Below are 26,573 nucleotides of genomic sequence, written 5' to 3' on the forward strand. Positions count from 1 at the left end.
GGGCAAGAGGCTGCATGCCTCTTGCCCTTTTCTTATGCAATATGCGTTTTATCGGCCTGTCCCGATTTCATGACTTGCCCCGGGAGCGTCCTGCCGAGCAGTTTCTCCATACCAAGTGCAGTTTCAATCAACCCCGGCAAATTGCCGTCAACCGGCACCCCCATGAACTCGAACATGTGAATCACGTCTTCTAAACAGACGTTGCCACTTGCCCCAGGCGCAAATGGACAGCCGCCGATACCGCCTAGAGCAGCATCGAAATGGCGCATTCCCGCCTGGTAAGCTGCATAGATATTCGCCAAGCCCATCCCTCTCGTATTATGGAGATGCAGCCCAAAATAATTGTCGGGATACCGTTCCATAATGGTGGAGATAAACTCCGTCATTTGCACAGGATTCGCCATGCCGGTCGTATCGGCAATCGTGAATCGGCTGATGCCAGCAGCTGTCAAAGTTTCGATATTGCCGAGGATTTTATCGACTTCATACAAGCCTTCGAACGGGCAGCCGAACGCTGTGGCTAGACTTACTGTAATTTTCGAAGAATCCATTAATTTCTGGATGTCTTTGACCCCTTCGATCGATTCACCGACCGTTTTCCTGACATTTTTCTGGTTGTGCGTCTCGCTGATGGACAGCACATAATTCACTTCATCCACGCCTGCTTCGAGTGCCAGCTCAGCACCTTTGACGTTAGGCACGAGTGCAATCACTTCCACGTTTTCACGTTGGATTCCGTCAATTACTTCACGTGCATCGCGCATTTGCGGAACCGCTTTCGGTGAAACAAACGAAGTTGCTTCGATGCGAGGAATTCCCGATGCGATAATTTGGTTAATGATGTTGATCTTATCTTCTGTAGCGATCCAGTCCTTTTCCATTTGAAATCCATCTCTGCCCGTGACATCGGTCATGATCACTCTTTCGTCCATCACTTGATCCCTTCTTCCACTTTTACTCTGGGCAAAGTGAACAAATTATCGACTTCGCAATAATTGCCTGCCAGCCTGCCCAGCGGTTTGAGCTTTTCGAGGTCTACTTTATAATTGCCGAGATAATATTCATCCTGGATATGGTATTGAACGACTCTTCCCAAAATCAAATGGTCGCTGCCGATTTCGATGATTTGATCCAGCTCCAACTCAAAGGAAATCGGCGCTTCCCCTACTCGCGGCGCTTGCACATTTATGCTCTCAACCGGTGTTAGCCCTGCCGCTTCAAACTCATCCACCTCTGCAGGCAAATTACCCGAGCTGATGTGCATCTCGTCGCCAAGTGGAGAATTCACGATATTGACGACGAATTGCTTGGTACTTCGGATATTCGATAAGGTATCCTTGGTCGTTCCTTCCCTGTCGCCGACCCCAGGACCGACTGAAATGCATAATGTAGCCGGGTTTCGTGAGGCGACTGTAAAAAAACTGAAAGGCGCTAAATTGCGGTTGCCGTCTTCGTCTATCGTGGAAACCCAAGCGATCGGCCGGGGCACGATCGAGCCGGTCATCAGTTTATATGCTTGTTTCGTATCGATGCTGCGCAAATCTATATTCATCGTTTTACACTCCTTTATTAATGCTAACTTCCTTTGTTCGCTAATCGCCTTGCCCACAAAAGCAAAAGAATGACAAGGAGCAAGATAAACGCGAGGAAGAACCATCCGTAATTGAAATCACCCGAAAGATCGACAATGTAACCGAATAATGGCGGGCCAATGATCACACCCCACGAACCGATCATTAACGTAAACCCGCTTGCGATTCCTGCTTGCTTGAAAGGCACAAGTTCTGTAGCCGCATTCATCCAAATTCCATTAAATCCGGAAATGCAAAAACCGAAAACGGCAACGACTGAAGCGACAGCCATAAATGAAACTCCCACCGGAAGCCGGGTAACAATGAAAGCGACGCCGATTGACAAGGCGGCAATATAGACGAGGACAATCAAACGCTGTCCCTTGAATAGGGTATCACTGATAATTCCCCACGCTATCCTCCCGAGAGAACCGCTTACTTCTGACACAACCAGGAGCATGCCCGCTAACAACAGGCTGAGCCCGAGTTGTTCATAAGCAAACAAGACGATATACGTATTCAAGATCAATTGGCTCCCGCTCAAGCCCATGGCGGCGATGCTGAGAAGAACGAGTGGTTTATGGCGGAACATGTCGCCAATTGATTCCTTTAAATAAGGCCAGCTCATTTTCCTATCTTGTTCAAGAGGCTCTGCGGAAGGCGGATCCCTGTAAAAACGATAAGCAAGCACGCCCGTTGCCATCAACAGGCCACATGCCGCCAGTAATGCCATGCGCCATCCCCACACCGCTGCCAGCGGCAATAGCAAAAGGGCCGATAGAGCCGACCCTAATGTAACACCCATTTGCTTGATGCCCATCGCCGTTCCACGCTTTTGTTGGAACCAGTGCAAAATCCCTTTATTGGATGTCGGATGCATCGTGCCATAACCGACTCCCCCGATAACGACCATCAACAGTACAAAAAAATAATGGCTGGTGATGGCCATCAACATAAAAGCACCGCCAAGACCGAACGATAAATACAGCAATAAGCGTTTGGAGCCAATGCGGTCGACGATAAATCCTGCGGGGATGGAAGCAATGGATTGGCCGAGGAACAAGGCAGCCGGCAACATGCCGATCTGGGCCTTGGTCAGCGACAAATCTTCTCCGATCAATACCCCGAGCGGCGCCAGGCTCCGGCCGATGAATGCGACCATTACCTGGGCAACAAGCAGCCACCCAAGCATATGCCAGGGGTTGATTGATTTGAATGGTTTTATATGAGTTGAGTTGTCCATTTGATCGCCACATTCTATTCAGCATTAAGAAAGCTGTTTTATGCCAAATCGATTTTTTTGAGTTCCGCTTCTTTTTCGACAGTAAGCGGCACAAGGTATGAACCGACAACAGCGATAAAGAAGTTAGCAGCGAGCCCGATGACGCCGCCGTGAATGCCAAACACCGTCTTATGGCCTGTCCATGTCAATACGCCTGCAATGATCGCACCGGCAAGCATGCCCCAGAATACAGGCTGTGCTGCCATGCGCTTCCAGTAAAGGCCCAAGACAAATGCCGGGAATACCTGGACGAGCAATTCGAATTTCAGCACGAAAATCTCGTACAGCGTTGCCGGTGGATTCCAAGCAATCCATAACAACAAGCCGACCGCTAAGACACCGGTTACTTTCCCCACCATCACTTTTTTCTTTTCGGGAGCTTTCGGGTTGATAAAGCGGCCGTAGATGTCATTGGAAACAATGGACGAAAAACTCAGTAGCACAGAGTCAGCCGTCGACACAATCGCTGCGACAATTGCCCCGAAGAAAATGATCATGACCCAATAAAAGAACCCATTAATGCCGGCGATTTCATTCGCCATCAACCCTACCAATTGTTCGGAACCCGCCGTGTCCAAATTCGGGATGAGCGCGATGCCCAAAATCCCGATGACAAACACCAAACCTGTCGTAATCGGCGGCATCCACGCCATGCGTGAGAACGAGCGTTTCAAGGTGCGTTCGCTGTCCGCCGCAAAGATCCGCTGCACGGCGTGAGGGTAAATAGCTGCCCCGAGACCTACCAATAACAACATACTGAACCAGTTAACCGAAGTCAGCATATCCGGCACGCCAAGTTTCGCAGGTTCATTCGCTGCGATGTACTGGGTTGCCGAAGAGAAATCTCCTCCAACCAAATAGACGGCACCAACCAAAAAGATGACAATCCCGACCATCAAGACCAAGCCTTGCATTACGTCAGTGAAAGCAACGGCTTTCATGCCGCCCAACCATTCGTAAATCAGCATGACCAGAACAAAGGCGATTACTGCCACTTGATAGGGAATCGTTCCTCCCGTCAAACTCGATGCGGCATGGCCGATTGCCACCAATTGTTCAAGCAGGTAGTTCCCAAGCCCCCAAAGCATAAGTACGACTGCCAGAATTGTCACCGCTTTCGATTTGAAACGATGCGATATCCAATCTGCAGGGGTAATGAAGTTCATTTTCTTCGATACGACATACATGCGTGGGGCGAAGAGCAAATAAACCCCGATTATGATCGTCATGAATGAAATCGACTGCAGCCAGGAGAAGCCGGTGCGATAAGCAGTCGGTGCATAGCCAATAATAGTATTCCCGCTATACTGCGTGGCGTATAGCGTAAAGAACAACGCCACAATCCCTAAATTTTTCCCCGCCAAGTAATAGTTGCTCAAGCTATCATGGAGCGTTTTGTCTCCACGGCCAGAGAAATAGCCGATTAACAGCATGACGATTGCGTAAGCTGATAGAATCAATACGCCATCCAGGCCTGCAAACACCAATTCACTCATTTAGTTTCCCCCTCTTCTCCGCTTCTTCCTCATCTTCTACAATATTCCACTCCCTCAACGTCACCCAACTCAAGAAGCCGCATAAAATCAGTGAAAATGCGACAATGATCAAAGCCCAATAAGGAACACCGAAAATCAAAGGTTCATATGAGCCGATCGGCAAATACCATGGGACATTTCCGATAACGATCAACAATAAAGCGATCCAAATCCATTTTTTTCGAATCGGCTCTTTAATTTGCTTTTTCTCCATATCCGAAGCTCCTTTTAATTGCTGTATTTTGAACTTTTCTCATCATTACAAGCTATAGTAAAGACGATGTTGCTGCTCAAATGCATCGATTTGTTCCTCGTGCCGGATCGTTGCGGAAATCTCGTCCATTCCCTCAAGCAGCATATGCTTTCGGTAGTCGTCTACTTCAAAATGCTTTGTCATGCCGTTGGAATCCCGAATTTCCTGCAATTCCAAATCTACCGTCAAGGTGTACTCGGGCTGTGCCGCAACCTTGCTAAACAGTTCTTCTATCTGTTCTTTAGGCAATCGGATTGGCAAAATGCCATTCTTGAAGCAGTTATTATAGAAGATATCCGCGAAAGAAGAAGCCAAAATCACACGGAATCCATAGTCTTCAATTGCCCAAGGCGCATGCTCGCGCGACGAGCCGCAGCCAAAATTATCGCGTGTCAGCAAAATAGTGGCGTTACGGTAGGGTTCACGGTTCAGAATGAACTCTTCGTTTTCAGTTCCATCTCTATTGAAACGCCAATCATAAAAGAGGAATTGCCCGTAGCCCCTTTTTTCGATACGCTTCAGAAATTGCTTTGGAATGATGGCATCTGTATCAACATTGGCACGGTCGAGCGGCATCAACGTTCCCGTATGAGTTTTCAGCGCTTTCATCGTGTCACTCCTTCCCCGGTTCTAAGCGGCCAGCCCCGGACATCGGTAAAGCGGCCGGTGATTGCAGCTGCCGCAGCCATCGCCGGGCTGACCAAATGGCTTCTCGACTGGCGCCCTTGCCGGCCTTCGAAATTACGGTTGGAAGTAGAAGCTACCCGGTCTCCGGGCTTGGCGATGTCTGGATTCATGCCGAGGCACATGGAGCATCCCGCTTCCCGCCACTCAAATCCAGCGTCTATGAAGATACGATCCAGGTTCTCTGATTCCGCTTGTGCTTTGACTGCCTGTGAACCTGGAACGACCAGTGCCCGAATGCCGTCTTTTACGCTGTAGCCATTTACGATAGCTGCCGCTTCCCGCAAATCTTCAATGCGGCCATTCGTGCACGAGCCGATAAAGACCGTATCGACCTCGATGTCTTGGATTCTTACGCCTGGCTCCAGCCCCATATAAGCCAAAGCGCTTTCTGCAATTTTCCGTTGTTCCAAAGACAGGTCTTCCAGTGGCGGCACTTGGCCGTTTACGGAAACGACCATGCCGGGGTTTGTTCCCCATGTCACTTGGGGCTCTACTTTGCTGCAATCGAATTCCACCACTTTGTCGAATACCGCATCCACATCACTGAACAGATTTTCCCATTCTGCTTGCGCTTGTTCCCATTGGTCACCTTCCGGAGCATAGGGTTTATCTGACAAATAGGCGAATGTCGTGTCATCCGGTGCGATCATGCCTGCCCTTGCGCCGATTTCAATCGACATATTGCAGACGGTCATCCTTTCTTCCATCGACAGCTTGCGGATAGCTTCGCCGCGATATTCAATTGTGTAACCGGTTGCAAAATCATGCCCGTATCGCCCGATCAACGCCAAGATCAAATCTTTAGCGGAAGCGCCGGTGGGCAATTGCCCTTGGAATTCAATCGCCATCGTTTTGGATTTGCTTTGCTTCAAGGTCTGTGTGGCAAGGACATGTTCAACTTCGCTCGTGCCGATGCCAAAAGCCAATGTGCCGAATGCCCCGTGCGTCGCGGTATGGCTGTCTCCGCAGACGATTGTCTGCCCTGGCTGAGTCAATCCGAGTTCGGGCGCGATGATATGGACGATGCCTTGCTGTTTATGGAAAAGATCGAAAAGTTTGATGCCGAAGTCTTCGCAGTTTTTACGCAACGCCTCTACTTGCTTTTGCGCAACTTCATCTTCAAAAGGCTGGTCGCGGTTAAGAGTCGGTATGCTATGGTCCATAGTCGCCAAAGTCCTGTCTGGCCTGCGCACGTTCCTGCCCGCTTGCCTTAATCCGTCGAATGCTTGCGGTGAAGTCACTTCGTGCACTAAATGTAGATCGATATAAAGAATGTCCGGTTGCTCTGGCTGTTGGGCCACTACATGCCGGTCCCAGATTTTTTCATATAAAGTCTTTCCCAAAACCCATCACTCCTTAAATGATTTCGCGCTCCTCCAGCTCTTTCAGTTTTTCTTCGCCATATTCCAATATTTTTCCGTATATGAGTGCATTGTCTTTTCCTGCACGCTCCGCTCCTACATGTTTCACTTCTCCAGGCGTCCGGCTCAATTTCGGTACAACTCCCGGCATCGGGAATTCGCCGAGAGTCGGATGTTCCCGTTTGATGATCATTTCGCGTGCTTCATAATGGGGGTCTTCGACAATATCTTTGGCGGTGTAGATCAATCCCGAAGGCACGCCTTTTTCCGCCAGGATTTCGAGCGCTACTTGTGTGTCTTGTGTTTTCGTCCAAGCTTCGATGAGTTCATCCAGTTCAGTCATATTCTCGCTTCTGGCGTGATGGGTATTGTATTTCGGGTTATCGAACAACTCGGGCTCGCCCATCGCTTCGCATAGACGCTTAAAGACTCCGTTTGCATTGGCGCCGATGACGATGTACGTATCGTCTTTAGTTTTATAAATATTAGAAGGTGCGACACCCGGTAGGATATTGCCCATCCGTTCGCGCACATAGCCTGCCAGCAAATAATCCGGAATCGTGCTTTCCATGACTGAAAAGACCGATTCGTAAATGGCCGTATCGACCACCTGCCCTTTTCCGGAATGGTGGCGTTCATGAAGTGCAGTCAGCGTTCCGATGGTCGCAAATAATGCAGCGAGCGTATCTCCAATGGAAATCCCGATGCGTGAAGGCGCCCGATCCGGAAAGCCAGTGACATTCCGGATGCCACCCATCGCTTCGCCGACACTGCCGAATCCAGCTCTTTCTTTATAAGGACCTGTCTGGCCATATCCAGATGTTCTCGTCATGATGAGGCCTGGGTTGATTTCAGCCAATTGTTCATAGGAAAGATTCCATTTCTCCATCGTTCCAGGACGAAAGTTCTCGATGATGACGTCGGCATTTTTCACCAACTCCTTGAAAATCTCCTGGCCTTCCGAAGTCCGTAAGTTCAAGGTGACCGATTTTTTATTGCGCGACTGGATCGGCCACCATAGTCCTTCCCCATCTTTTTGTTGTCCCCACTCACGCAGTGGATCCGTTTTGTCAGGCGCCTCAATTTTTATGATTTCGGCGCCGAAGTCTCCGAGCATCCTTCCTGTGAATGGACCTGCAAGCAATGTGCCCAGTTCCAGTACCCTGACGCCTTGCAACGGCAGCCTGCTTTCTTCTTGTTGTGGTTCGCCCTGAATAGCGCTCGACTCTTTTAGATTTGTCATACGTGGCACCCCCATCTATTTTTTGCATTGTATCCAATTTATTCGTTTGCGCATCCTCTGCATGGAATAAAAAACAACGCACCACCTTAAGATGCTTTACTGCGACGCATACTTGCCGGACAGAATAAATTTTCGGATAATTAGCAATTGATAAAAAAATAACACATTGTATACAATATGGTCAACAAACATTTTGGGTACTATTGACTTATTTTTTAAATCCTTTGTAAAATAGCGAAAATTCAATTAGAGAAATATGTTCATTTGTTTCAAATTAATATTTTGTATACAATAAATTGAGAGGTGTTAAAATGAACGCATATGAAATGATTAAAAATGAAATTATTATCGGCAAACTGCCACCCGGCAAGCGTTTGACGGAAGAAGCATTGGCCGAGCGCCTGCAAGTTAGCAGGACCCCAGTGCGGGAAGCTATCAAACAATTGGAATCCGATGGCCTTATCACGCCTTTTCAACGACGAGGGTATGTTGTTCGGGAGTTCACCATCCAAGACATCCGCCAAATCTATAATGTGCGGGCGCTCCTGGAAAGCCACGGGACGAGTGAAGCCGCGCTTTACCGGACGGATGAAGATCTTGAAAAAATCCACAATAAAAACTTAGCTTATGAAAAAGCCATCAACGAATTGAACCACGAAGACATTTATTCGATCCGCAGCTTGCAGCAAGCCAACCAGGCATTTCACGAAGAAATCTACAAAGCCACCAAAAATGAGTATTTGATGTCGCTCATTTCCAAAGTGGTGGTGGTGCCGCTTATCTTCCGTTCCTTCTATTGGTACAATGAAAGCCAATTGATGCGCTCACTGGATGTCCATAACACCATTTGGAAAGCCATTGAAAACCAAGAACCAGAGCGGGCGAAGATTGCGATGCAAGAACATATTTACCAAGGGCGGGACGATGTCTTGAAACAACTGAGCGACCCTGAATTGGAGATATGGAAAGAGAATATGCAATAACTTTTATCGTGAGGAAGTAATCTAAACCCCAAAAAGAGGCAGCACAGTGCTGCCTCTTTTTTGGGGTTAGTTATAATCCCGATCCGTTTCAAATTCACGGCATGTATCATATACTTTTTCATCGCCTTCAAATGCGGCCAACTCACTCGTTACGTAAAATTTCTCTTCATCAGCCCACATTGTGCTGGTGAATTCCAAGCGTGTCTGCCAGTCCCCACGCCCAAGCGTCAATGTCCAATCGCAAACTACTTTCGCGGATAGTGGGTCTCCTTCTGTGATCCGAGAAATCTTCCAATATCCATTCACTAATAACAAGCAATGGTTTATATCCGTGACATCGTCCAGATGAAAGTGGGTTGACGAAATAGCTTTGATTTCCGGAAATACGCCAATATCTCGGGTGCATTTCCGGATTTTTTATATCACAATAATTATATTGCCTGAAATAGCATTTATCCATCTAAAAGAGAGAAAATAGCATCTAAAACAGAAAATTTTAGAATAGTTGAAATTCTTCTTCCACTGATTCTTAAAACCGCATGGTTACAAGGTTTCGGACTGTCGATTTCTCTCTCAAGCACAGAATCTCTCCTTTAAACTAGAAAATTCCTCTCTCAGTGAAAAATGAGCAAATATTCCCAAGCTAATTTGGACTTTTCTGAAAACGCTTACTTTAATTTCCCTATTTTATTCCTTTTTCATTAAAAAAGAGCGATTTTCACTCACTTCATCGGGTAAATCTATAACTCCACTTAATACGAATATCATATTTTTATCAAATAAGTTTTTCAATTCAGAAAATTAGTTTGTCGAAATAGTGAAAACCATGTATTCTCTAGAAACAAGTTCTACGAAACAAAGGAGGAATTTCACTTATGAAGACAAACAAAAACAGATGGCTGATTGCGTTATCCGCCATCGCGATCCAATTGTCGATCGGAGCGGCTTATGCCTACAGCGTCTATACGAAACCCATCAGTGAAACAATGGGCTGGTCCCCAACAGAAATCACTTACGCCTTCACGATCATGATGGCACTCGGCGGGATTTCCGCTGCGTTCTTCGGCGGCTTCGTCGAAAAGAACGGGCCCCGTAAATCCGCCATGGTCGCCGCTTTCTTGTTCGGCCTCGGACAAGCGGGCGCTGGCTTTGCAACGCAAATCGATTCACTCGTACTGTTCCTGCTTACATACGGATTCATGAGCGGGATGGGGCTAGGGGTCGGGTACATCGCGCCGATCTCGACACTCGTCAAATGGTTCCCTGACCGCCGTGGGCTCGCGACGGGCATGGCTGTCATGGGCTTTGGCGCCGGCGCCCTCATCACTGCACCGGTCGCTGCGAGTTTGATCGCGTCAGTCGGCGTGACAACTACTTTCTATATTCTCGGAATCAGTTACTTCATCCTGATCTCACTCGGCGCTTCCTACATCGCACCGCCGCCTGAAGGCTTCATGCCTAAAGGAATGGAAGCGGATCTTGCTTCCGGCAAGAAGGTCATGAAAAAGGATTTGGCACAATTGACCGCTAAGGAAGCCGTGAAAACACGCCGCTTCTGGATGCTGTGGACGATGATGCTCATCAACGTCAGCGCCGGCATCATGATCATTTCGGTCGCGTCCCCGATGGCACAGGAATTGGTCGGCTTGACGGCAGCCGGTGCCGCGACACTTGTCGGCATCATGGGTATCTTTAACGGTGGCGGACGGCTCGGCTGGGCCGCGATCTCCGATTATATCGGGCGCCCGACTGTATTCATGATGTTCTTCATCATCCAGATCGTCGCTTTCGTTATGCTTCCGGGCATCACGAACGTCATCATTTTCCAAGTATTCATTTTGCTGATCGTGTCATGCTATGGCGGCGGTTTCTCGAACTTGCCTGCCTTCATCGGCGATATGTTCGGCACAAGACAGCTTGGCGCCATCCACGGCTATTTGCTGACGACTTGGTCTCTCGGCGGCATTATCGGGCCGGCGATCGTTTCACAAGTCTATTCCGCAACCAACAGCTATGTGCCGGTTTTCTATATTTTCATCGGATTGATTTCCGTTGCGCTCGTCTTGTCCATCTTGATTCGCATCGACATCCGCCGCGTGGAACGCAATTATGAAAAAGACGACAAGGTCCAAGCAACCCAACAAACTGTTTCTTCTTAAAACGCATGAAATCCCTGGAAAAGGAGTTCCTTTTCCAGGGATTTTTTTGTTTTCTTCTATTATGAAACAATTCAACTCTATTGAAAGAACGGGTTGCCCCGCTGGCCGATCCACAAGCCGCTTTGTTCGATCTGTTTCGCCAGTTGCAGCAAGCGGTGCTCTTCGCCTTTTTGCGCCATCACTTGGACGCCAATCGGTAAATTCGCTTCGGTCACATGAAGCGGCAAAGACATCGCCGGCAGGCCGGTCAAATTCGCCAACTGCGTAAACGGCGTGTAGCTAAGGCTCGGCAAGAACATTGCATAGATCAATTCTTGCTGATCGGTGGTATCACGCGCCATGTCGAGTGCTTGCAATAAGCGCGTACGCGATTCTTTAGAATGGCTCAATTCACCGATTTCCGGGGCCGGATGCGCTGTCGCCGGTGTAATGTAGAAATCAAAACGCGCGTGCAATTCTGCCATTTTCGCGGCAGCTGCGTCCCATGCGGCAAGGCTCGCGGAATAGTCGGCGGCCGAAACCCGTTTGCCGGCTGTTGCCAATAGCCAGGACTCGATTTCCATATCGTCTTCCGACAAGCGGCGCCCGATTGTTTTCTCCAGGTTTTTCTGGAGCAGCGCCATTTCCCCGCTGTTCATCAAATAATATTCACGCATCAATTGAACGCCGTCGATATCAGGGGCTTGTTCTTCGACTCTATGCCCCTGGCCTTCAAGCCAGCGCACCGTCTTCAGCACAGCTTGTTTCGCATCTTCTGACACCAGCGTGCCGACAGGCGATTCGAGCGAGAACGCGATCGTCAGCGGCCCGCTAAACTCCCGGTCCAGCTGTTCCGCATAGTTGCCGGGAAATAGCGGCGTTTGAAAGGCAGCTTCCGGCTGGACGACCTGCAAGGCATCAAGCAGCGCGGCGCTGTCCCGTACCGTCCGGCTCAGTGCAAAGTCGATCGATGCGCCTTGCCATTGCCGCCCCGCTCCCGGCCCGACTGGCGTTCTGCCGCGCGTCGGCTTGAGCCCGAACAGGCCCGTGAACGATGCGGGAATGCGGATCGAACCGCCCCCGTCGCTGGCACCTGCGACCGGCACGATGCCGGATGCGACAGCGGCCGCCGCCCCGCCGCTTGAGCCGCCTGGTGAATGATCCGTATTCCACGGATTGTGCGTCGGGCCGAACAGCTCCGGTTCTGAAATATTTTTCAAGCCGAATTCCGGCGTATTCGTGTGGCCGATCGGGATAAGCCCGGCCGCTTTCAAGCCCGAGACGAAATGAGAATCGCGTTCCGGGCGGAAGTCTGCCAGCAATTTCGATCCCGAACTCAAGCGCTGTCCCGCGAGTGCCTGCGAGATATTCTTCAAAGCCACCGGCACACCGCCGAAGATGCCGTTTCTTACATTCCCCGCATCCAACAAAGCTTGCTCGTGGCGCTCCGCTGTGAAAGCATGGAGTTTCGGTTCCACTTCATCTAGACGCTGAAAGCTTAGTTCCACCAATTCCCTTGGGCTAACTTCCCCTTTTTTCACCAGCTTTGCAAGCGCTGTCGCATCAAGCGACAAGTATGTTTTCATATCCATTCCGTATGCCCCCGTTTCCGTTGTATCGGTCCAGTTATTTCTCATTCTCAAGTGTAGCATTTCCTGCGATTGGCAAATAGTAGGCGCTATAGCCATTCTGTGGAAAAGCTTTCGAAATAAGCACTTCCTCTATGAATATAGAAAAGCTAGCTTTTCTGTCATGGATGGATGCATTTATTTCTTGGCGCATTGTTGATCCAGGCGAATTTATCCATCGTAAAATGGCATATCAATGGAAGATTCCACTCTGGGCTTCGGGTAATCATCAGCCATTTTTGGCGTTGGCCTTGGCTACGCTGCCTGTTTCCTTTGGTTGATATCGGAACTGCCGGCTAAGGAAGCGACTTAATGGCAGCTTTCCAAGTTTCCTGGTAATGGCTAATGGTCGGATCCATTACATGGGAGGGCAGGGATTGGCTATCGTAAAATTTTTGACCAAGAAGTGTGTGCGAATATAGGAAACCCCAAACTACGCAGCTTTTGAGCGTGGTTTGGGGAATTTTGATTGATATATCCTGCTGAGTAAAGATGCCGCTTTAGAGCTTCCCAAGCGTTTGGTTGATCTCATCAAGTTCCACTTTCAACCATCCGCGGACGCTGTTGATGAACCAAATGGCGTCAAATGTATCGAGCTCGTCTTTTTTCAGCACTTTCGTTTCGATGCGCCCTTCTTCCAGTAGCTGTTCGCGGTAGACACCGGCGAGCAGGCCGCTTGAGACGGGCGGCGTGTAGAAACAGCCGTCTTTTTCTGCGACCAGATTGCCGATGGTAAACTCGGTCAATTCCTCGCGGTCATTCCATAACAGTACGGAAAAAGCGTCAGCCGCTTGCTGTTGGTGCTGTTCATAGATGCTGCGGTTGGTCGTTTTGTGATAGAGAAATGCATTTCGGCTGTCTACTGGCGATTTGGCGAGTGCACAGCGGATCGGCTGCTCGATCGGGGCTGCCGGCTGTGCGGCCAGCTCCATCTTGCCGCTGCGCTCAAGCGTCAGGCGGACTTTGAAAAGGCCTGTTGCATGCTTTGAAGCAAGCGATTCCAATTGTTTCGCCATCGCCTCTTCATCCAATGCAAAACGGAAATATGCTGCGCTTTTTTTCAGCCGTGCGAAGTGCAGTGCGGCAAGCGGATAATTGCCGTCTTCCAGCTTGAGCGATTCGAGCAAGGCGAATTCCGGACGCTGGTCTGTCAGCACGCGCGCTTTCGTCAATAGTTCCTCGTATTCGCCGTCGGATGTCGAATCCCAGGTGATGCCGCCGCCTACGCCGTAGCGCGCAGCCGATTTGTCCTGATCGATGACGACGGTGCGGATCGGCACATTGAAGATGGCGTTTTTCTCAGGCGTGATATAGCCGATTGCGCCGCAATAGACTTCCCGAGGCGTCTGTTCGAGTTCGGCGATATAGCGCATCGTGCTGACTTTCGGCGCGCCGGTGATCGAACCGCAAGGAAACAATGCCTGGAACCAGTCGAATACGCGAAGCCCTTCCGGCAGTTCGGCTTCCACCGTCGACGTGAGCTGATGGACGGTCGGGTATTTTTCCGCTTCAAACAGCTTCGGCACTCGAACCGTCCCCCGCTTGGCGAGTCGGCTCATATCGTTTCGCAATAGATCGACGATCATCAAGTTCTCGGCGCGTTCTTTTTCCGATTCGAGCAGCACATCCAAAATGGCCTCATCTTCCCAGCTCGTCCTGCCGCGTGGTGCGGTGCCTTTCATCGGCTTCGTGCGGATACGCGAGCCGTCGATGCGGAAGAACAGTTCCGGCGATGCCGACAAGATCTGATGGCGGCCGATGTCTAAGTACGCACTGTAATCCGCTTGCTGGTTGCGTGCGAGCTGCCGATAAAATGCTTTCGCATCCCCTTTGAACCCCGCAGTGAGGCGTTCCGTGTAATTCACTTGATAGGTATCGCCTTCTTCGATGGCCTGGCGGATTTTCCGGATGCCGTTTTTGTACTCAGCAACGGAGCCTTCAAGCGTCCATGCCGATACTTCATACTCAGCATCGCTTACTGGTTTTGGCGCTTGTGTTTCGCTAAAGATACCGAACCAGACAAGCGGCATTTCAGCACCGGCACGTACAGCCATTTCCGGATGGAAAGCAGGCGCTGCTTCGTAGGATACGTAACCCGCGGCGTAATAGCCTTGCGACGTGTAACGGTCGACTTGTTCAAAAACGCCCGCTACGTCCTTCAGCGACTTCGCTTCAAGAACCGCTTGCGGCTCGGAAAAAGCGACCGTTTCCGGCGTTCCGTCGGCTTTCGCAAAATCAAACTGCAGATAAGGGGCCATCGTGTGCGCCTCCTTTCTTTTCACGATTCCATAATTGGGCGTTCTGGTAGGCGGTCGCGAGCATCTGAAAGCCATCCTTCGTCAAAATCGATTCAGGATGGAATTGGATGCCTTCGATGGGCAACTCTTTATGGCGCACGCCCATGATGCTGCCATCTTCCGCTAATGCAGTCACTTCGAGAATGGCGGGCAGCGTCTCGCTGTCTGCCACAAGCGAATGATAGCGTACGACCGGCGTCGGTGAACCCAGCCCTGCAAAAACCCCTTGCCCCCTGTGTGCCACTTCCGACACTTTCCCGTGGACCGGTTTTGCCCCTTTACGGACTTTACCGCCATAGAATTCCACAATGCTTTGATGACCAAGGCATACGCCGAGTATCGGCACGTTCCCGCTGAGCCCTTCGAGCGCTTCGATTCCCACTCCTGGCTGCAAGGGCTTGCCAGGCCCTGGCGATAGCACGATCAATTCCGGCGATAAGACTTCGATGTCTTGGAGCACGGCCCGGTCATTCTGGAAGACCTCCACACGTGCACCAAGCCGTTCGAAGTAGTGGACAAGATTATATGTAAATGAATCATATTGATCGATGATGGCAATCACGGGAAAAACTCCTCTTCAAGTGAAATGTTGCGTAAATTCATTATAAAGGGAGGATGAGGATTAAGCATCGATTATCTAATGGCATGTCTTATGATTGGAAAGCGCCTAAATTGAATATTGGCCTGATGGACTTCACGGCCGGATCCTGTTAATTCCCGGTTTCGCCTTTTTCCTGTGCTTCTTTCCTGTACACTCTCTTCTCAAACCAAAACCCGCCGCGTATGAATAGCGCGATGAACAAGGCTTTGAAAATATTTTCCTGGAAATTCCATACACCCTCTTGCGCGTGGTCTATCCAGCTATTGACTGCTGCAAGCGCCAGGAATCCTACGAAATATATTATATGTTTACGCATGCCCAACCCTCCAGATGGATTTGAAATTCCATTATGCCCACTCTATCATGCTGCCTTTCGTTTTCCAAATAAAGGATGCATATTAAAAACCCGGATTACCAGGTAATCCGGGTTTTGTATATTTAATCGATCTGGCGCAATGCAGCTGCAAGCCGTGCGGCAAAATTCTCCGGCGGCTCTTCTGCAGTAAGCCGCAGACACACAATATTCGGGTTCGAGTCGATACTTTGCTCAAATTCCGTCGGCAAGGCGATCGGGTATTGTTGCAATGCTTGCGTAAATAACGGCACTTCTTCAGGGAGCAAGTATATGTCTGCTTCGTTCATGGCAGAGCCATCGGATTTCAGGTTTCGAAACGATATGTCATGTTCCAATGTGCAATCAAAACTTTTATCATGCAATTGAATGGTTACGGTCCGGTTTTTTTTGATCAGGCATTCCATATCTGTCGTATCAGTTTCCGCCTCAAGCAAGTTCCCGACCTGCTGTGCCAGGTCCATGATAGTGTGTTCGATTTTCATATCGTTCCCCTTTCTTAAAGCAAGTTGCGCGGAACAGAAAACGCCGAAAAAACCCAGGCAAGGGCTTTTTTCGGCGTTGGTTCCAGCGCTATTGTCTGTTCCATTTTACCAAATTGAAGTCGGGTATCATTAAGCGGTGAAAAGTGGTGCCTGAACGGAAATACTATAGTTTTCCATCCGTGAATAGTATAAGATAAACCGTGCAAAAAGGGAAACCATAGGCCTATGTTTGCTTATACAAAATTAATCCTCTTCTTCCTCATCATCGTTGTCGTCCGAATCACCATGGTTCTCGCCCGGCATGACATCCGTTTCCTGTTCCATTTCCGGCTCGTCTTCCCCGCCGCCGCATGCAGCGAGCATTCCTGCAGACAGCATTGCCGCCGCGCCGACTTTCAGCCATTTCTGTTGTGCCATCGCCCTTCCTCCTCTGTTTCAATTCCTTATTTGCTCTATACCCGCTTGCCTGAAGGAGAAACTAGGGGGAGGATTCAGGAGTTGGCGGCTGACAACATGCCTTTGCGATGGCTGTATTTCATCAGCACACTTTCCGCAAATGCGCCGCAGCGCTTGCGGTCATCCGCGGACGGCATCTGTTCGACTTTGAGCGTCGCGGCTAAAATGGTTTTCGCATGGAGCATGTCCCGGAACAGATCCACCGCCCCGCAATAGGTTGCAAAACAGCGGTCGCCTGTCCCGAATACACCTGTAACAAGCGTCTTGTCTTGCTGTTCCATCGCTTCAAATAAGCCGTGAAGCTGCTTTGGAATGTCACCGTTCATCCACGTATAAGTGCCGACCAAAACTATATCGTAACGGCATAGTTTGGTGAGATCGAATTCCTTTACACGAAAAGCATCCGGTTCAGCCCCTTGCCGCACGAAAGCGTCCGCCACCATATGCGCAAGGGTTTCAGTGTGCCCCGTCGCAGAAGCATAGACAATTGCAACGCTCGGTTTATAATTCGTCAAAGCCGTTCGACTCCGATACTTTCGTATAGGCGCGCGATTTCTGTTCGAAGAAATCCGACTTCGTGCTGTTCATCATATCGTCACCGAAGACGCGGATCCACGGCATCGGGTTGTCCCGCGTTTCATAGAGGTTGCCAAGGCCGATTTGGCGCAGCCGCTTGTTGGCCAAATACTCGACGTATTCATTGAATTCATCAAGGTCCAGGCCATCGATCTCCCCAAGGATATGCTGGGCCCATTCTTTTTCGAGTTCGACGGCGTGCGCCACTTCCTCGCGGATCCAGTTGTTCATGCTATCTGTCGCAAGCTCCGGGTTTTCTGCGATCAAGATGCGGATAAACTGGGACACGAAATAAGCGTGCTGCATTTCGTCGCGCTGGATATAGCTGATCATCGTACTGGTCTTGAGCATTTTCTGCTGGCGCGCGAGGTGGTAGAAAAAAGCAAAGCCCGCATAGAAATAAATGCCTTCCAAATTGATCGAGTTGACCGCAAGCTTCAGCAGGTTTTCCAAATTCGGCTCGGTACGAAATGCTTCGTATGCTTGTAAAATGCGTGCGTTGCGCTTTCTGACGAGCGGATCGTTCTTTGCTTCATCAAAGCGCCGGTTCTGTTCATCGAGCGGCACGAGCGAGCTGAGCACGTAGGAATAAGACTCGGTATGGACCGCTTCCTGCTGGGCGATGACGGCAAAAATCGACTTGAAACTTGAATCGCTGACATAGTCCATGACTTGGGTCATCGTTGGTGTCTGCAGGCTGTCGAGAGACGCGAGTTGCGTGTTAATGCGCAAAAAGACATCTTTCTCGGTATCCGATAGCGAATCCCAATTTTTAATATCATCCTGCATATTGATTTCCTGCGCTTTCCAGAAGTTCGCGAGCAGCGCTTGGTACAGTTCATACATATGCGGATGGGCGATGTCGTTCCAATTGAGCAGACCTGAGCTCGCTCCGCCGACAATGGCGGTCGAGCGGTTCGGTGCATCCGGGTCCATCAAGACTTGTTTCGTTAACGTTTCCATACTCATCATCCTTCCTTAGCTTTCGCATGCCTCGCATGCTTCGATTTCTTCCTGCGACGTGCTGCGCACATAATAGCTTGTCTTCAAGCCGCACTTCCACGCTTCGAGGTGCAATTCGAGCAATTCCTTGGCGCGGATCGTATGCGGCACGTATAAATTAAAGCTGATCGACTGGTCGATATGGCGCTGTCTTGCGGCATTTTGGCGGATGCTCCATTTTTGGTCCAGCACGTGGCGCGCGCGGCGGTAATAATCATATGTGTGGTGGTTAAGGTCCGGTGCCGTCACATTAAAGCGGAAATTCTTTTTCTCTTCTGCGTATTCGACGGCATACAAAGGATCGATGCCGTCTGTCGAGCCGCCGATTTTCGCGGTCGACGAGTTTGGCGCGACCGCCATCATCCAGCCATTGCGGACACCGGATGCAGATACTTTGCGGCGCAAGGCGTCCCAGCGTTCGCCCGTATAGCTGCGGCGTTCGAAATACTCGCCCGTGTGCCATTCAGAACCTGTGAATTCACTGAAGGCGCCTTTTTCTTCTGCCAGTCCCGCTGATGCGCGTATGGCGTGCCAAGCGATTTCTTCATACAAGGTATCGGCATAATCGACTGCTTCTTGCGTTTCCCAGTGGATGCCGCGAAGCGCGAGCAAGTGGTGCCATCCGAATGTCCCTAATCCAACGGCGCGATATTTTAGGTTCGTCACTTCCGCCTGGCCGACCGATATGGTGTTCAAGTCGATGACGTTATCGAGCATGCGCAATTGAATCGGGATGAGGCGGGACAAAACGTCCGCTTGCACCGCTCTTGGCAAGTTGATGGATGATAAATTGCAGACGACGAAATCGCCCGGTTTTTTCACAGTGACGAGATTCCCTTCTTCATCTTTGTATTCTTTAATGATTTCAGTCGGCGACATGTTCTGTGCGATTTCACTGCATAGATTGCTGCAATAGATGGATGTTTTGCCGATGCCGCGCAAGTGCTTGTTCGGGTTTTGGCGGTTCACTTCGTCACGGTAGAACATGTACGGTGTGCCAGTCTCGAGCTGCGACACCATGATGCGCGCCATGATATCCATCGCACGGAACGATTTTCTGGCCAATAAAGGATGGTTGACCGCTTCTTCGTATTTTTCCGTGAAGTATTTACGGTCGGTTTCGTCGTAGAAGTCTTCGAGCCCGAGCAAATTGCCCTGCTCGTCTTTCCAACCCATTACTTGTTTCACTTCATGCGGGCAGAACGTATGCCATTCGCCGACGCTGCGGCCGTTTTCATCGGTTTCCTGCAATTTTTGCATAAACAAATCCGGAATCGAGACCCCGGTGAAAATATCGTGTGCTTTGCGGCGCTCATCGCCATTATTCGTTTTCAAATCCAGGAAGCCATTCATGATGTCTTTATGGAAGACATCCAAATAGACCGCCACTGCGCCTTGACGCTGGCCAAGTTGGTCGACGCTGACCGCTGTGTCGTTGAGCAGGCGGATCCACGGGATGACGCCGGATGAATTGCCTTTGAATTTGCGGATGTCCGAGCCGAGTGCGCGCACTTTTCCGTAGTAAACACCGAGGCCGCCGCCGTCTTTGCTCAGGCGTGCGACATCCCAGTTGTTCTGGTAAATGCCATCAAGCGAATCCGCTACGGTGTCGATAAAACACGAAGACATTTGGCCAAAACTTTTTCCGGCATTCGATAAAGTTGGCGTCGCCACCGTCATATACAGATTGCTCATCGCCCAATACGCTTCCTTGACGAGTTCGAGGCGGCGCACTTTCGGTTCTTTTTGCATCAAAGTCATCGCGATGACGAGAAAGCGCTCCTGCGGCAATTCCCACACACGGCCGTCATAGTCTTTTGCCAAATAACGGTCCGCCAGCAAGAACAATCCTATGTAATTGAACAATTCATCGCGCTCCGGTGAAATTTCTTGTCCCAGTAAGCGGATTTCGCCCTCGGAGTAAGCTTCCAGCAAATCTTTTGAATAAATCCCAAGGCGGCTAAGCCCATAAATCAATCCGTAGAAATCATCGTATTTATTCGCTGCGCTGTAGCCTCGCGTTAGTGCCGCTTGCTCATATAATTTCTCCAAATATAATCCTGCCGCTTCGAACGTCCAATGCGGTTCGTCCATCGAAACCCGGTCGAGTGCATCCTGAATTTTTCTATCGCGTTCTACTGCTCCTAAAGTCATTTTTAACACAGCTCCTTTGCGTATTCGTTTGCGATCATTCGGCGTTCTTTTCGTTCCTGTGCGTTGTCAAATAATCGTTTTTCATTTTCCGTTTCCGGCACCACGCTCGCGACTGGCGTTGGGCGCCCTTCTGCATCCACTGCGACCATCGTCAAGATCGAAGTGGTCGTTAAGCTGCGCGTGCCGCTTTCGATGTGCTGGCATTCTGCTTTGACGTATACTTCCATCGATGTCCGGCCCGTCGAAATGACAACGCCTTCCAAGATCAAGATATCGCCGACTTTTGCCGAGGACAGGAAATTGACGTTGTCGATCGATGCGGTCACGACTGCGCGCCGGCTATGCTTCATTGCCGAGATGGCGGCGATCTCGTCGATATACGCGAGGACGGTGCCCCCGAAAATCGTGCCCATATGGTTGGTGTCCGGCGGCAAGACAAGCCGGGACTGGATCGTCCTGGATACGCCGGCCGGAAGTTGTTCTCTGTGCATATTAATTTCCTCCTTCTAACAACACAAAAGCCCCCATTCTCCAGAGAGAATGGGAGCATGAACGCAAGTTAACTAAGTGGGCACATTTGGGCCACACGAACCAAACCTTTGTCATCCTTCCCAATTCCCGGAGAAGTGCAAAACGACAACAAAGGCAGGTCTCCTGGCTCGCGCGTCACTCTCCCCATGCCCTTCCCGTCCATTGGACAGTGGATTTCATGGTTCGTCTGCGCTTACAGTTGCGGGAACAGCTCCGGTATTTCACCGGATTCCCTTTTCAGCCCATATTGGGCACCCTTATTGCGGTATCACTATATATGGTGTTGAATTTTTACATCATCACCAAATCTTGTAGTTTCACTATAGACCAGTTCGAATTTCGCCGCAAGGATTTTCTCGTACTTCCTGTAGAAAGTGAAAAAGGGTCTAGTCGCTGGCTTGTTTTTCGTATAAAACTTTCAATTTGTAGTTATTTTTTGATACAAGGTTTTCAAATTTTCTGTTTCAGCGAAGACAGCGAGAACTTGCTTGTGAAATCGTTCCTGTGCTCTAGTTATGCATCATCTTTGTAGTCGCCAGCCTGCTTTGGGTTGGCCTTTAGCAATAAGCCAAGAAGGGCGCTTGTCTTATTGCGTCGGCTCACCCTTGTCGCTGGCTGGCTAATACATTTCATAGATTCGTGTGTGTTCAATTAGATCTGCTTCTCTAAGGAGTTGCCGGCTAGTGGGGGAATCGCTTCCTAAGGCGTGCATCGGTAAGGTAGATAGTATTTAGTTCGGGAGCTCGTTTGTGCTTCACGTTGGTTTTCAATACCTCGCTTTAGCACAGCCCATAGCAAAATCCCCACCGCTTTCCACTGCCATTTCTATTTCCCGGGAAATAAAAAGGCCGCGCAACTTACTGCGCGGCTCTTGTTATCCATCGACCCATTCAGATTCAGCTTCTGGCTGCTTTCCTTTTTGGTTCGTGGCTTCTTTATTGTCTTTGCTTGTATACGGCTTAAAACTTTTGGCTTTGTTTTTGCCTTTTTCCCAACGGTTCCAGCCTTTTTTGCCGGTGCCTTGACCTACGCCGCTTTTTGCTTTTGCTTTCGCTTTACCCATTTCGTTCACTCCCGTTCACTCATCGTGACGTTCAGCTTACCACATCCCGCCGCTTTCGTGAACAAAGGTGTTTAGGCCTCGAGCACTTTCTGGATGTCTTTGTGCATCGAATCGGGTGTATCTTTCGGTGCGAACCTTGCCACGACTTTGCCATCTCGGTCGACTAGGAACTTCGTGAAATTCCATTTGATACCGCTCGACAGGAAGCCTTTCGTGTTCGACGTCAAATGATCGAACAAGGGATGTGCGTCTTTGCCGTTCACTTTGATGATGTCGTGCATCGGGAACGTGACGCCGTAAGTCATGCGGCACGACGATTCGGCATCTGCCGCTTCCCCGACTTCCTGGCCGAACTGATCGGACGGAAAGCCCAGTACGACTAGGCCCTCATCTTTGTAGCGCTGGTAAATCTTTTCGAGGCCGTCAAACTGGCCGCGCAGGCCGCATTTGGTCGCCGTGTTGATGATGACCATCGGTTGGCCTTTGTAGCGTTCGAGCTTGTACTCTTCCCCGCTGGCATCGGTGACCTTAATCTCGTAGATTCCCATCATTCATCACTCCTGTTTCCATGAATTTTCACAGATCCATCTCGCCGAAAAATGCATTTAAGGCTTTCAGGTTATTCATTAGTTCGATGGCATTGACATCGAGGTAATTGCAGCTGGTGATCTTGTCGTGAATGGCCTGCTCAATCGGCTTTTCATCCGCACGCGACTTTTCCGTTAAAGAAATCCGGAAAGCGCGGCGGTCTTCAGCCGATTGTTCTTTCACGATGCGGCCATTTTGAATCATCCGGTTGATGATCGGGTTGAGCGTGCCGGTGCCGAGCCCGAGTTGCCCGCCGATTTCTTTCATCGTCAAGCCGTCTTCTTCCCATAACACGAGCAATACCAAATACTGCGTAAAGGTCAGGCCGAATGGTTCCAATGTCTTTGCGTAAAGTTTCGAGAAATTGCTCGAAGCTTTATACACTTCAAAGCATAATTGCTGTTCCAGTTTGGTCGGTTTATCCATGTCATCACCTGTTTTTCTGCTTATCGAACGACAATCTCCACATCCACGGAATCTTTGATCGCTTTGGAATATGGGCAATATGCGTGGGCTTTATCGACATATTCCTGTTTTTTGCCATCTTCCAATCCGTCGATATCCACTTCGAGGCGCACTGCAAGTTTCACGCCACCGTCCGTTTTATCGCCCAGCAAGGAAACCGTCGCTGTGACTTCGCTGTTCGTTACTTTCACTTTATCACGTTCCAACACGAAGTCCAACGCACTGTTGAAGCACGAGCTGTAGCCTGCCGCAAACAATTGTTCAGGGTTCGTCGCTGTGTTCGGCTGCCCGCCGAGCGCGACCGGTTTTGCCACATCGAGGTTGAAAATATTATCCGGTGAATAAACCGTGCCTTCGCGTCCGCCGCTGTTGATCATCGTCGTTTCAAATATTGGTTTCATTTTTATATCCCTCCAAGAATTATATCTTACACGATCTATATTAATTTAAATCGTACACGATGTAAAATGAAACGCTTTAGTTTTTGTCTACAAGAAAAATCCCAGATGCAAGATCCGGGATTTCCAAGTGTGTTAAAGCAGTCTATGATTCGCTATGAATTAAAAAGAGAGTCATCTTTTCTACATTCAAAAATCAATGGTCTATCTAAGTATTTGGAGAAGCGTTCGCTCGACTCCAGTGGATCAGCGAGACGACCGAGACCCCGCAAGGCGCAAAGCGACTGAGGAGGCTTGGGCGCGAGCCCACGGAAAGCGAGCGATAAGCTTCGGAAAATACGATTTCTTACCTTTCTCCACAAACTGAAAAATCCCGGATGCAAGATCCGGGATTTCCACTTCTTTATTCACGATAGCTGAGCTTCAATAAATATAAGGAATCAAGCGGGCGCGGTGCTTCATCCATTCCTTGTATTCGGGTCCGAACTTCTCGATGAGCAAGGCTTCTTCGTGCTGCATGCGTTTATTTAGCGCAAACGCGAGCAACAAGCCGCCGGCAATCGCCGCAATGAGGCTCGTGAAGAACAGCGCCATGCCGATGCCGATCAAAAACAAGCCGGTATAGAGCGGGTGGCGCAGCTTGCGGTAAGGGCCGCTGCTGACGATACTATCGCCTTCACGCACCGTCACGTGACGCGTAAATTGTGATTTCAAATGAATGATTCCCCAAAATCGCAAAAAGACGCCTACGATAAGCAACACGAGCCCGATCGGCCTGAGCACTGATGCAATTTCATTTTCTGCCAGCTCCTGAAGCCAAAAACCAACTACGATGGTGGCAATCAGCGACAATAGGATCCCAAAGAATGTCCTTTTTTCGACCGGGTCGCCTTGCCCGGTCTCACGGTTTTTAAAAACGATGAATTCGACCAGCCAGATAACGCTCACGGCGGTGAAAACCCAGTCCATCCACCCCATCACATCCACCTCTTCTTTCTCCTTAAAATACTATAGAAGATGCCGCTCAAATACAATTTCCAACTGGTTGCGCATAGTTAAAAGATTCCAGTGAGCGGAAGCGACGAAGCGGCTGAGGCCGTGCCCGCGGAAAGCGTCCAGTTGGAGCAAGACGAAAAAAAGCTGTCCCGGCGCATTGCCGGAACAGCTCTTCTTCAGTCTTCGTCGGTCACCGACAACTCAACGAGCATCGCGGTGAAAACGATGAAAATGGCCATTAATGCGAGTACCATCGTGAACATTGTCCTCAACTCCTACCATGTAATGAATCCTTTCGAGCCAGGCGGTGCATGTTGGATCATGTGGGTCAGCGGAACCGCGTAAGCGACGATAATCAACACGGCCGCTATGCCGATCCAAATCCACCAGTTCTCCAGCCATTTTGGCGTATGGGACATATCGCTTTCCGCCAGCGGGAATTCCACCATTTGTTCAGGCGTTTCCGCTTTTGGCGAAATAAACATTGTCATGATGACGATATACATCAAGATCATGGCAGACAGGAACAAAATCGTGCCGCCGATCGCCATCGTCACATGGTTCGAGAGAATGCCGTCAAACCATTCCATCGCCGACGGGTGGTCGTTATAGCCGCTGTAAGCTGTGCGGCGCGGAGCCCCCATCAAGCCGAGTACGTGCTGCGCAGTCGACATGAGCAGCATGCCGATCGACCAAGTGATGATCTGGACAAAGCCGAGGCGCTGCATGCGCTTCGTGAAACGGCGACCCGTCAAGTACGGGATGAGCCAGAAGGTCAAGCCCATAAACGTCATCGCGACCGGCGTTCCGACGGTAATATGGAAATGCCCGACAATCCATAACGTATTGTGGACGACTTCATTCAATTGGAAACTGGCATTGATGATCCCCCCAGCGCCGCCAGGAATGAAGAACGCCATGGCGATGAAAATCGAAGTGAAACGGACATCTCGCCACGGCAGTTTCTTAAACCAGCCAAAGAGGCCGGTACCGCCTTTTTTGCGCCCTGAAATTTCAAAGGTCGCAAACATCGAGAATGCGGTCATGAGCGATGGCACGATGACCATAAAGGTCAAGACCACCTGCAGGAACTTCCAGAAGTTCGAGATGCCTGGCTCCGTCAATTGATGATGGAACCCGACCGGAATCGAGAACAGAATGAACAAGACGAATGCGAGACGTGCCAAGGAATCACTGAACACTTTCACGCCAAGCAGTTTCGGCACGATCGTGTACCAAGCGATGTAGGCTGGAAGCAGCCAAAAATAAACAAGCGGATGGCCGAAATACCAGAACAGCGAACGGCTCAATTCCACATTGATCGTATCCGTCCAGCCGAACGCCCACGGAATGTATTGGAACAACACGGTCGCCACCACGCCGAGACAGGCGATGATCCATAAAATGATTGTCGTAACCGTCATGAAGGCGAACAAAGGGCTCAATTGCCCTTTATGGTTGCGGCGCCACACCATATAATGGCCGACCAACGCAAAACTCGAGATCCACGTACCGACAATGACCAAGGCCAGGCCGACGTAATAAAAGCCGTTCGCTTTCATCGGTGCATAAAAGGTGTATAGAACCGACGCTTCCCCGGCGATAATCATCACTGTGGCCATGACCGTTCCGAGAAGCGTCACCCACAAGCCGATCCATGAAAACAAGCGGACTTTCGGGCCGAAGCTGCCGAGGCTCTTGCTCATGCCGGTGATAAAGAAGGCGAAAATGAAAAAGGTCGTATAAATAAGTGCGAGCAAGACGCCGTGCGCGGTCAGGATCTGGTAATAATCAAGCCAAGCCGGGAGCTGTAAGGCGTCGTTGCGGATAAAGACCTGCAAGACACCCATGAGCGTGCCGATCAAAAAGGCGGTATAGGCGACACCTAGGTGCCATAAAGCGATTTTACGTTCTGGTTGAGCAATCAT

General features: G+C 49.9%; 27 protein-coding genes and 1 riboswitch. Of the genes, 2 read left to right on the forward strand and 25 right to left on the reverse strand.

Going from position 1 to position 26,573, the window contains the following annotated elements; all coding sequences use genetic code 11:
• Positions 1-32: 32 nt before the first annotated feature.
• From BBI15_RS15475 to BBI15_RS15510, 8 genes are read right to left on the reverse strand one after another with little or no spacing between them, the layout of a single operon-like run.
• A complete protein-coding gene (locus tag BBI15_RS15475; protein ID WP_068870931.1) occupies positions 33-932 on the reverse strand; it encodes a hydroxymethylglutaryl-CoA lyase in 900 nt (299 codons plus the stop codon).
• Positions 932-1,552 carry a flavin reductase family protein gene (locus BBI15_RS15480; RefSeq protein ID WP_068870933.1) on the reverse strand — a complete coding sequence of 207 codons (621 nt, stop codon included), beginning with the start codon at positions 1,550-1,552 and terminating at the stop codon, positions 932-934. The genes BBI15_RS15475 and BBI15_RS15480 overlap by 1 nt, the downstream gene beginning before the upstream one ends.
• A gap of 23 nt (positions 1,553-1,575) precedes the next feature.
• Positions 1,576-2,814, reverse strand: coding sequence for an MFS transporter (locus BBI15_RS15485; RefSeq protein WP_068870935.1), 1,239 nt, complete (start codon positions 2,812-2,814; stop codon positions 1,576-1,578).
• A gap of 38 nt (positions 2,815-2,852) precedes the next feature.
• The gene (locus BBI15_RS15490; protein WP_068870937.1) at positions 2,853-4,349 is read right to left on the reverse strand and encodes a sodium:solute symporter family protein; all 1,497 of its coding nucleotides are present in this window, start codon (positions 4,347-4,349) and stop codon (positions 2,853-2,855) included.
• Positions 4,342-4,602 (reverse strand): hypothetical protein, encoded by a 261-nt coding sequence (locus BBI15_RS15495; protein ID WP_068870939.1) that lies wholly within the window; start codon positions 4,600-4,602, stop codon positions 4,342-4,344. The genes BBI15_RS15490 and BBI15_RS15495 overlap by 8 nt, the downstream gene beginning before the upstream one ends.
• A gap of 45 nt (positions 4,603-4,647) precedes the next feature.
• On the reverse strand, positions 4,648-5,250 hold the full coding sequence (leuD, locus tag BBI15_RS15500; RefSeq protein WP_068870941.1) for a 3-isopropylmalate dehydratase small subunit: 603 nt from the start codon (positions 5,248-5,250) through the stop codon (positions 4,648-4,650).
• Positions 5,247-6,671, reverse strand: a complete 1,425-nt coding sequence (gene leuC, locus BBI15_RS15505; RefSeq protein WP_068870943.1) for a 3-isopropylmalate dehydratase large subunit — start codon at positions 6,669-6,671, stop codon at positions 5,247-5,249. The genes leuD and leuC overlap by 4 nt, the downstream gene beginning before the upstream one ends.
• Positions 6,672-6,684: 13 nt before the next feature.
• Entirely contained in the window at positions 6,685-7,932 is a 1,248-nt protein-coding gene (locus tag BBI15_RS15510) for a CaiB/BaiF CoA transferase family protein (protein ID WP_068870945.1), read from the reverse strand.
• A 311-nt stretch (positions 7,933-8,243) separates the two neighbouring features.
• Between BBI15_RS15510 and BBI15_RS15515 the strand changes: the two genes are divergently transcribed.
• Positions 8,244-8,915, forward strand: a complete 672-nt coding sequence (locus BBI15_RS15515) for a GntR family transcriptional regulator (RefSeq protein WP_068870947.1) — start codon at positions 8,244-8,246, stop codon at positions 8,913-8,915.
• A 66-nt stretch (positions 8,916-8,981) separates the two neighbouring features.
• On the opposite strand, the gene BBI15_RS16485 is transcribed toward BBI15_RS15515, so the two are convergent.
• Complete coding sequence (locus BBI15_RS16485) at positions 8,982-9,221, reverse strand: hypothetical protein (RefSeq protein ID WP_157101677.1); 240 nt, start codon at positions 9,219-9,221, stop codon at positions 8,982-8,984.
• A 569-nt stretch (positions 9,222-9,790) separates the two neighbouring features.
• On the opposite strand from BBI15_RS16485, the gene BBI15_RS15520 reads away from it, so the two are divergent.
• Positions 9,791-11,074, forward strand: a complete 1,284-nt coding sequence (locus BBI15_RS15520; RefSeq protein WP_068870949.1) for an L-lactate MFS transporter — start codon at positions 9,791-9,793, stop codon at positions 11,072-11,074.
• A gap of 77 nt (positions 11,075-11,151) precedes the next feature.
• Here BBI15_RS15520 and BBI15_RS15525 read toward each other — a convergent pair whose 3' ends face one another.
• The 16 genes from BBI15_RS15525 to BBI15_RS15595 form a co-directional block, all read right to left on the reverse strand.
• Complete coding sequence (locus BBI15_RS15525) at positions 11,152-12,645, reverse strand: amidase family protein (RefSeq protein ID WP_068870951.1); 1,494 nt, start codon at positions 12,643-12,645, stop codon at positions 11,152-11,154.
• A 536-nt stretch (positions 12,646-13,181) separates the two neighbouring features.
• On the reverse strand, positions 13,182-14,939 hold the full coding sequence (gene pabB, locus BBI15_RS15530) for an aminodeoxychorismate synthase component I (RefSeq protein ID WP_068870952.1): 1,758 nt from the start codon (positions 14,937-14,939) through the stop codon (positions 13,182-13,184).
• Positions 14,917-15,540 carry an anthranilate synthase component II gene (locus BBI15_RS15535; protein WP_068870954.1) on the reverse strand — a complete coding sequence of 208 codons (624 nt, stop codon included), beginning with the start codon at positions 15,538-15,540 and terminating at the stop codon, positions 14,917-14,919. The genes pabB and BBI15_RS15535 overlap by 23 nt, the downstream gene beginning before the upstream one ends.
• A gap of 148 nt (positions 15,541-15,688) precedes the next feature.
• Entirely contained in the window at positions 15,689-15,895 is a 207-nt protein-coding gene (locus BBI15_RS15540; RefSeq protein WP_068870955.1) for a hypothetical protein, read from the reverse strand.
• Positions 15,896-16,017: 122 nt separating this feature from the next.
• Complete coding sequence (locus BBI15_RS15545; protein WP_068870957.1) at positions 16,018-16,416, reverse strand: DUF1259 domain-containing protein; 399 nt, start codon at positions 16,414-16,416, stop codon at positions 16,018-16,020.
• A 243-nt stretch (positions 16,417-16,659) separates the two neighbouring features.
• Complete coding sequence (locus BBI15_RS16490; protein WP_157101678.1) at positions 16,660-16,833, reverse strand: hypothetical protein; 174 nt, start codon at positions 16,831-16,833, stop codon at positions 16,660-16,662.
• A 74-nt stretch (positions 16,834-16,907) separates the two neighbouring features.
• A complete protein-coding gene (locus BBI15_RS15550) occupies positions 16,908-17,387 on the reverse strand; it encodes a flavodoxin domain-containing protein (RefSeq protein ID WP_237150887.1) in 480 nt (159 codons plus the stop codon).
• Positions 17,374-18,420, reverse strand: coding sequence for a ribonucleotide-diphosphate reductase subunit beta (locus tag BBI15_RS15555; RefSeq protein ID WP_068870959.1), 1,047 nt, complete (start codon positions 18,418-18,420; stop codon positions 17,374-17,376). The genes BBI15_RS15550 and BBI15_RS15555 overlap by 14 nt, the downstream gene beginning before the upstream one ends.
• Before the next feature lie 6 nt (positions 18,421-18,426).
• Complete coding sequence (locus BBI15_RS15560; protein WP_068870962.1) at positions 18,427-20,604, reverse strand: ribonucleoside-diphosphate reductase subunit alpha; 2,178 nt, start codon at positions 20,602-20,604, stop codon at positions 18,427-18,429.
• Between the two features lie 2 nt (positions 20,605-20,606).
• Complete coding sequence (locus BBI15_RS15565; protein ID WP_068870963.1) at positions 20,607-21,095, reverse strand: acyl-CoA thioesterase; 489 nt, start codon at positions 21,093-21,095, stop codon at positions 20,607-20,609.
• Between the two features lie 136 nt (positions 21,096-21,231).
• A riboswitch (cobalamin riboswitch) is annotated at positions 21,232-21,409 on the reverse strand.
• A gap of 600 nt (positions 21,410-22,009) precedes the next feature.
• A complete protein-coding gene (locus BBI15_RS15570) occupies positions 22,010-22,198 on the reverse strand; it encodes a DUF3934 domain-containing protein (RefSeq protein ID WP_068870965.1) in 189 nt (62 codons plus the stop codon).
• 71 nt (positions 22,199-22,269) lie between these two features.
• Positions 22,270-22,746 carry a glutathione peroxidase gene (locus BBI15_RS15575; protein WP_068870967.1) on the reverse strand — a complete coding sequence of 159 codons (477 nt, stop codon included), beginning with the start codon at positions 22,744-22,746 and terminating at the stop codon, positions 22,270-22,272.
• A gap of 28 nt (positions 22,747-22,774) precedes the next feature.
• The gene (locus BBI15_RS15580; protein ID WP_058382398.1) at positions 22,775-23,212 is read right to left on the reverse strand and encodes a transcriptional regulator, SarA/Rot family; all 438 of its coding nucleotides are present in this window, start codon (positions 23,210-23,212) and stop codon (positions 22,775-22,777) included.
• A 20-nt stretch (positions 23,213-23,232) separates the two neighbouring features.
• On the reverse strand, positions 23,233-23,652 hold the full coding sequence (locus BBI15_RS15585) for an organic hydroperoxide resistance protein (RefSeq protein ID WP_058382397.1): 420 nt from the start codon (positions 23,650-23,652) through the stop codon (positions 23,233-23,235).
• 420 nt (positions 23,653-24,072) lie between these two features.
• The gene (locus tag BBI15_RS15590; RefSeq protein WP_068870970.1) at positions 24,073-24,627 is read right to left on the reverse strand and encodes a methyltransferase family protein; all 555 of its coding nucleotides are present in this window, start codon (positions 24,625-24,627) and stop codon (positions 24,073-24,075) included.
• Positions 24,628-24,920: 293 nt separating this feature from the next.
• Positions 24,921-26,573 (reverse strand): b(o/a)3-type cytochrome-c oxidase subunit 1, encoded by a 1,653-nt coding sequence (locus BBI15_RS15595; protein ID WP_068870972.1) that lies wholly within the window; start codon positions 26,571-26,573, stop codon positions 24,921-24,923.

The sequence above is a fragment of the Planococcus plakortidis genome, assembly GCF_001687605.2.
In the GTDB taxonomy this organism is placed as follows: Bacteria; Bacillota; Bacilli; order Bacillales_A; family Planococcaceae; genus Planococcus; species Planococcus plakortidis.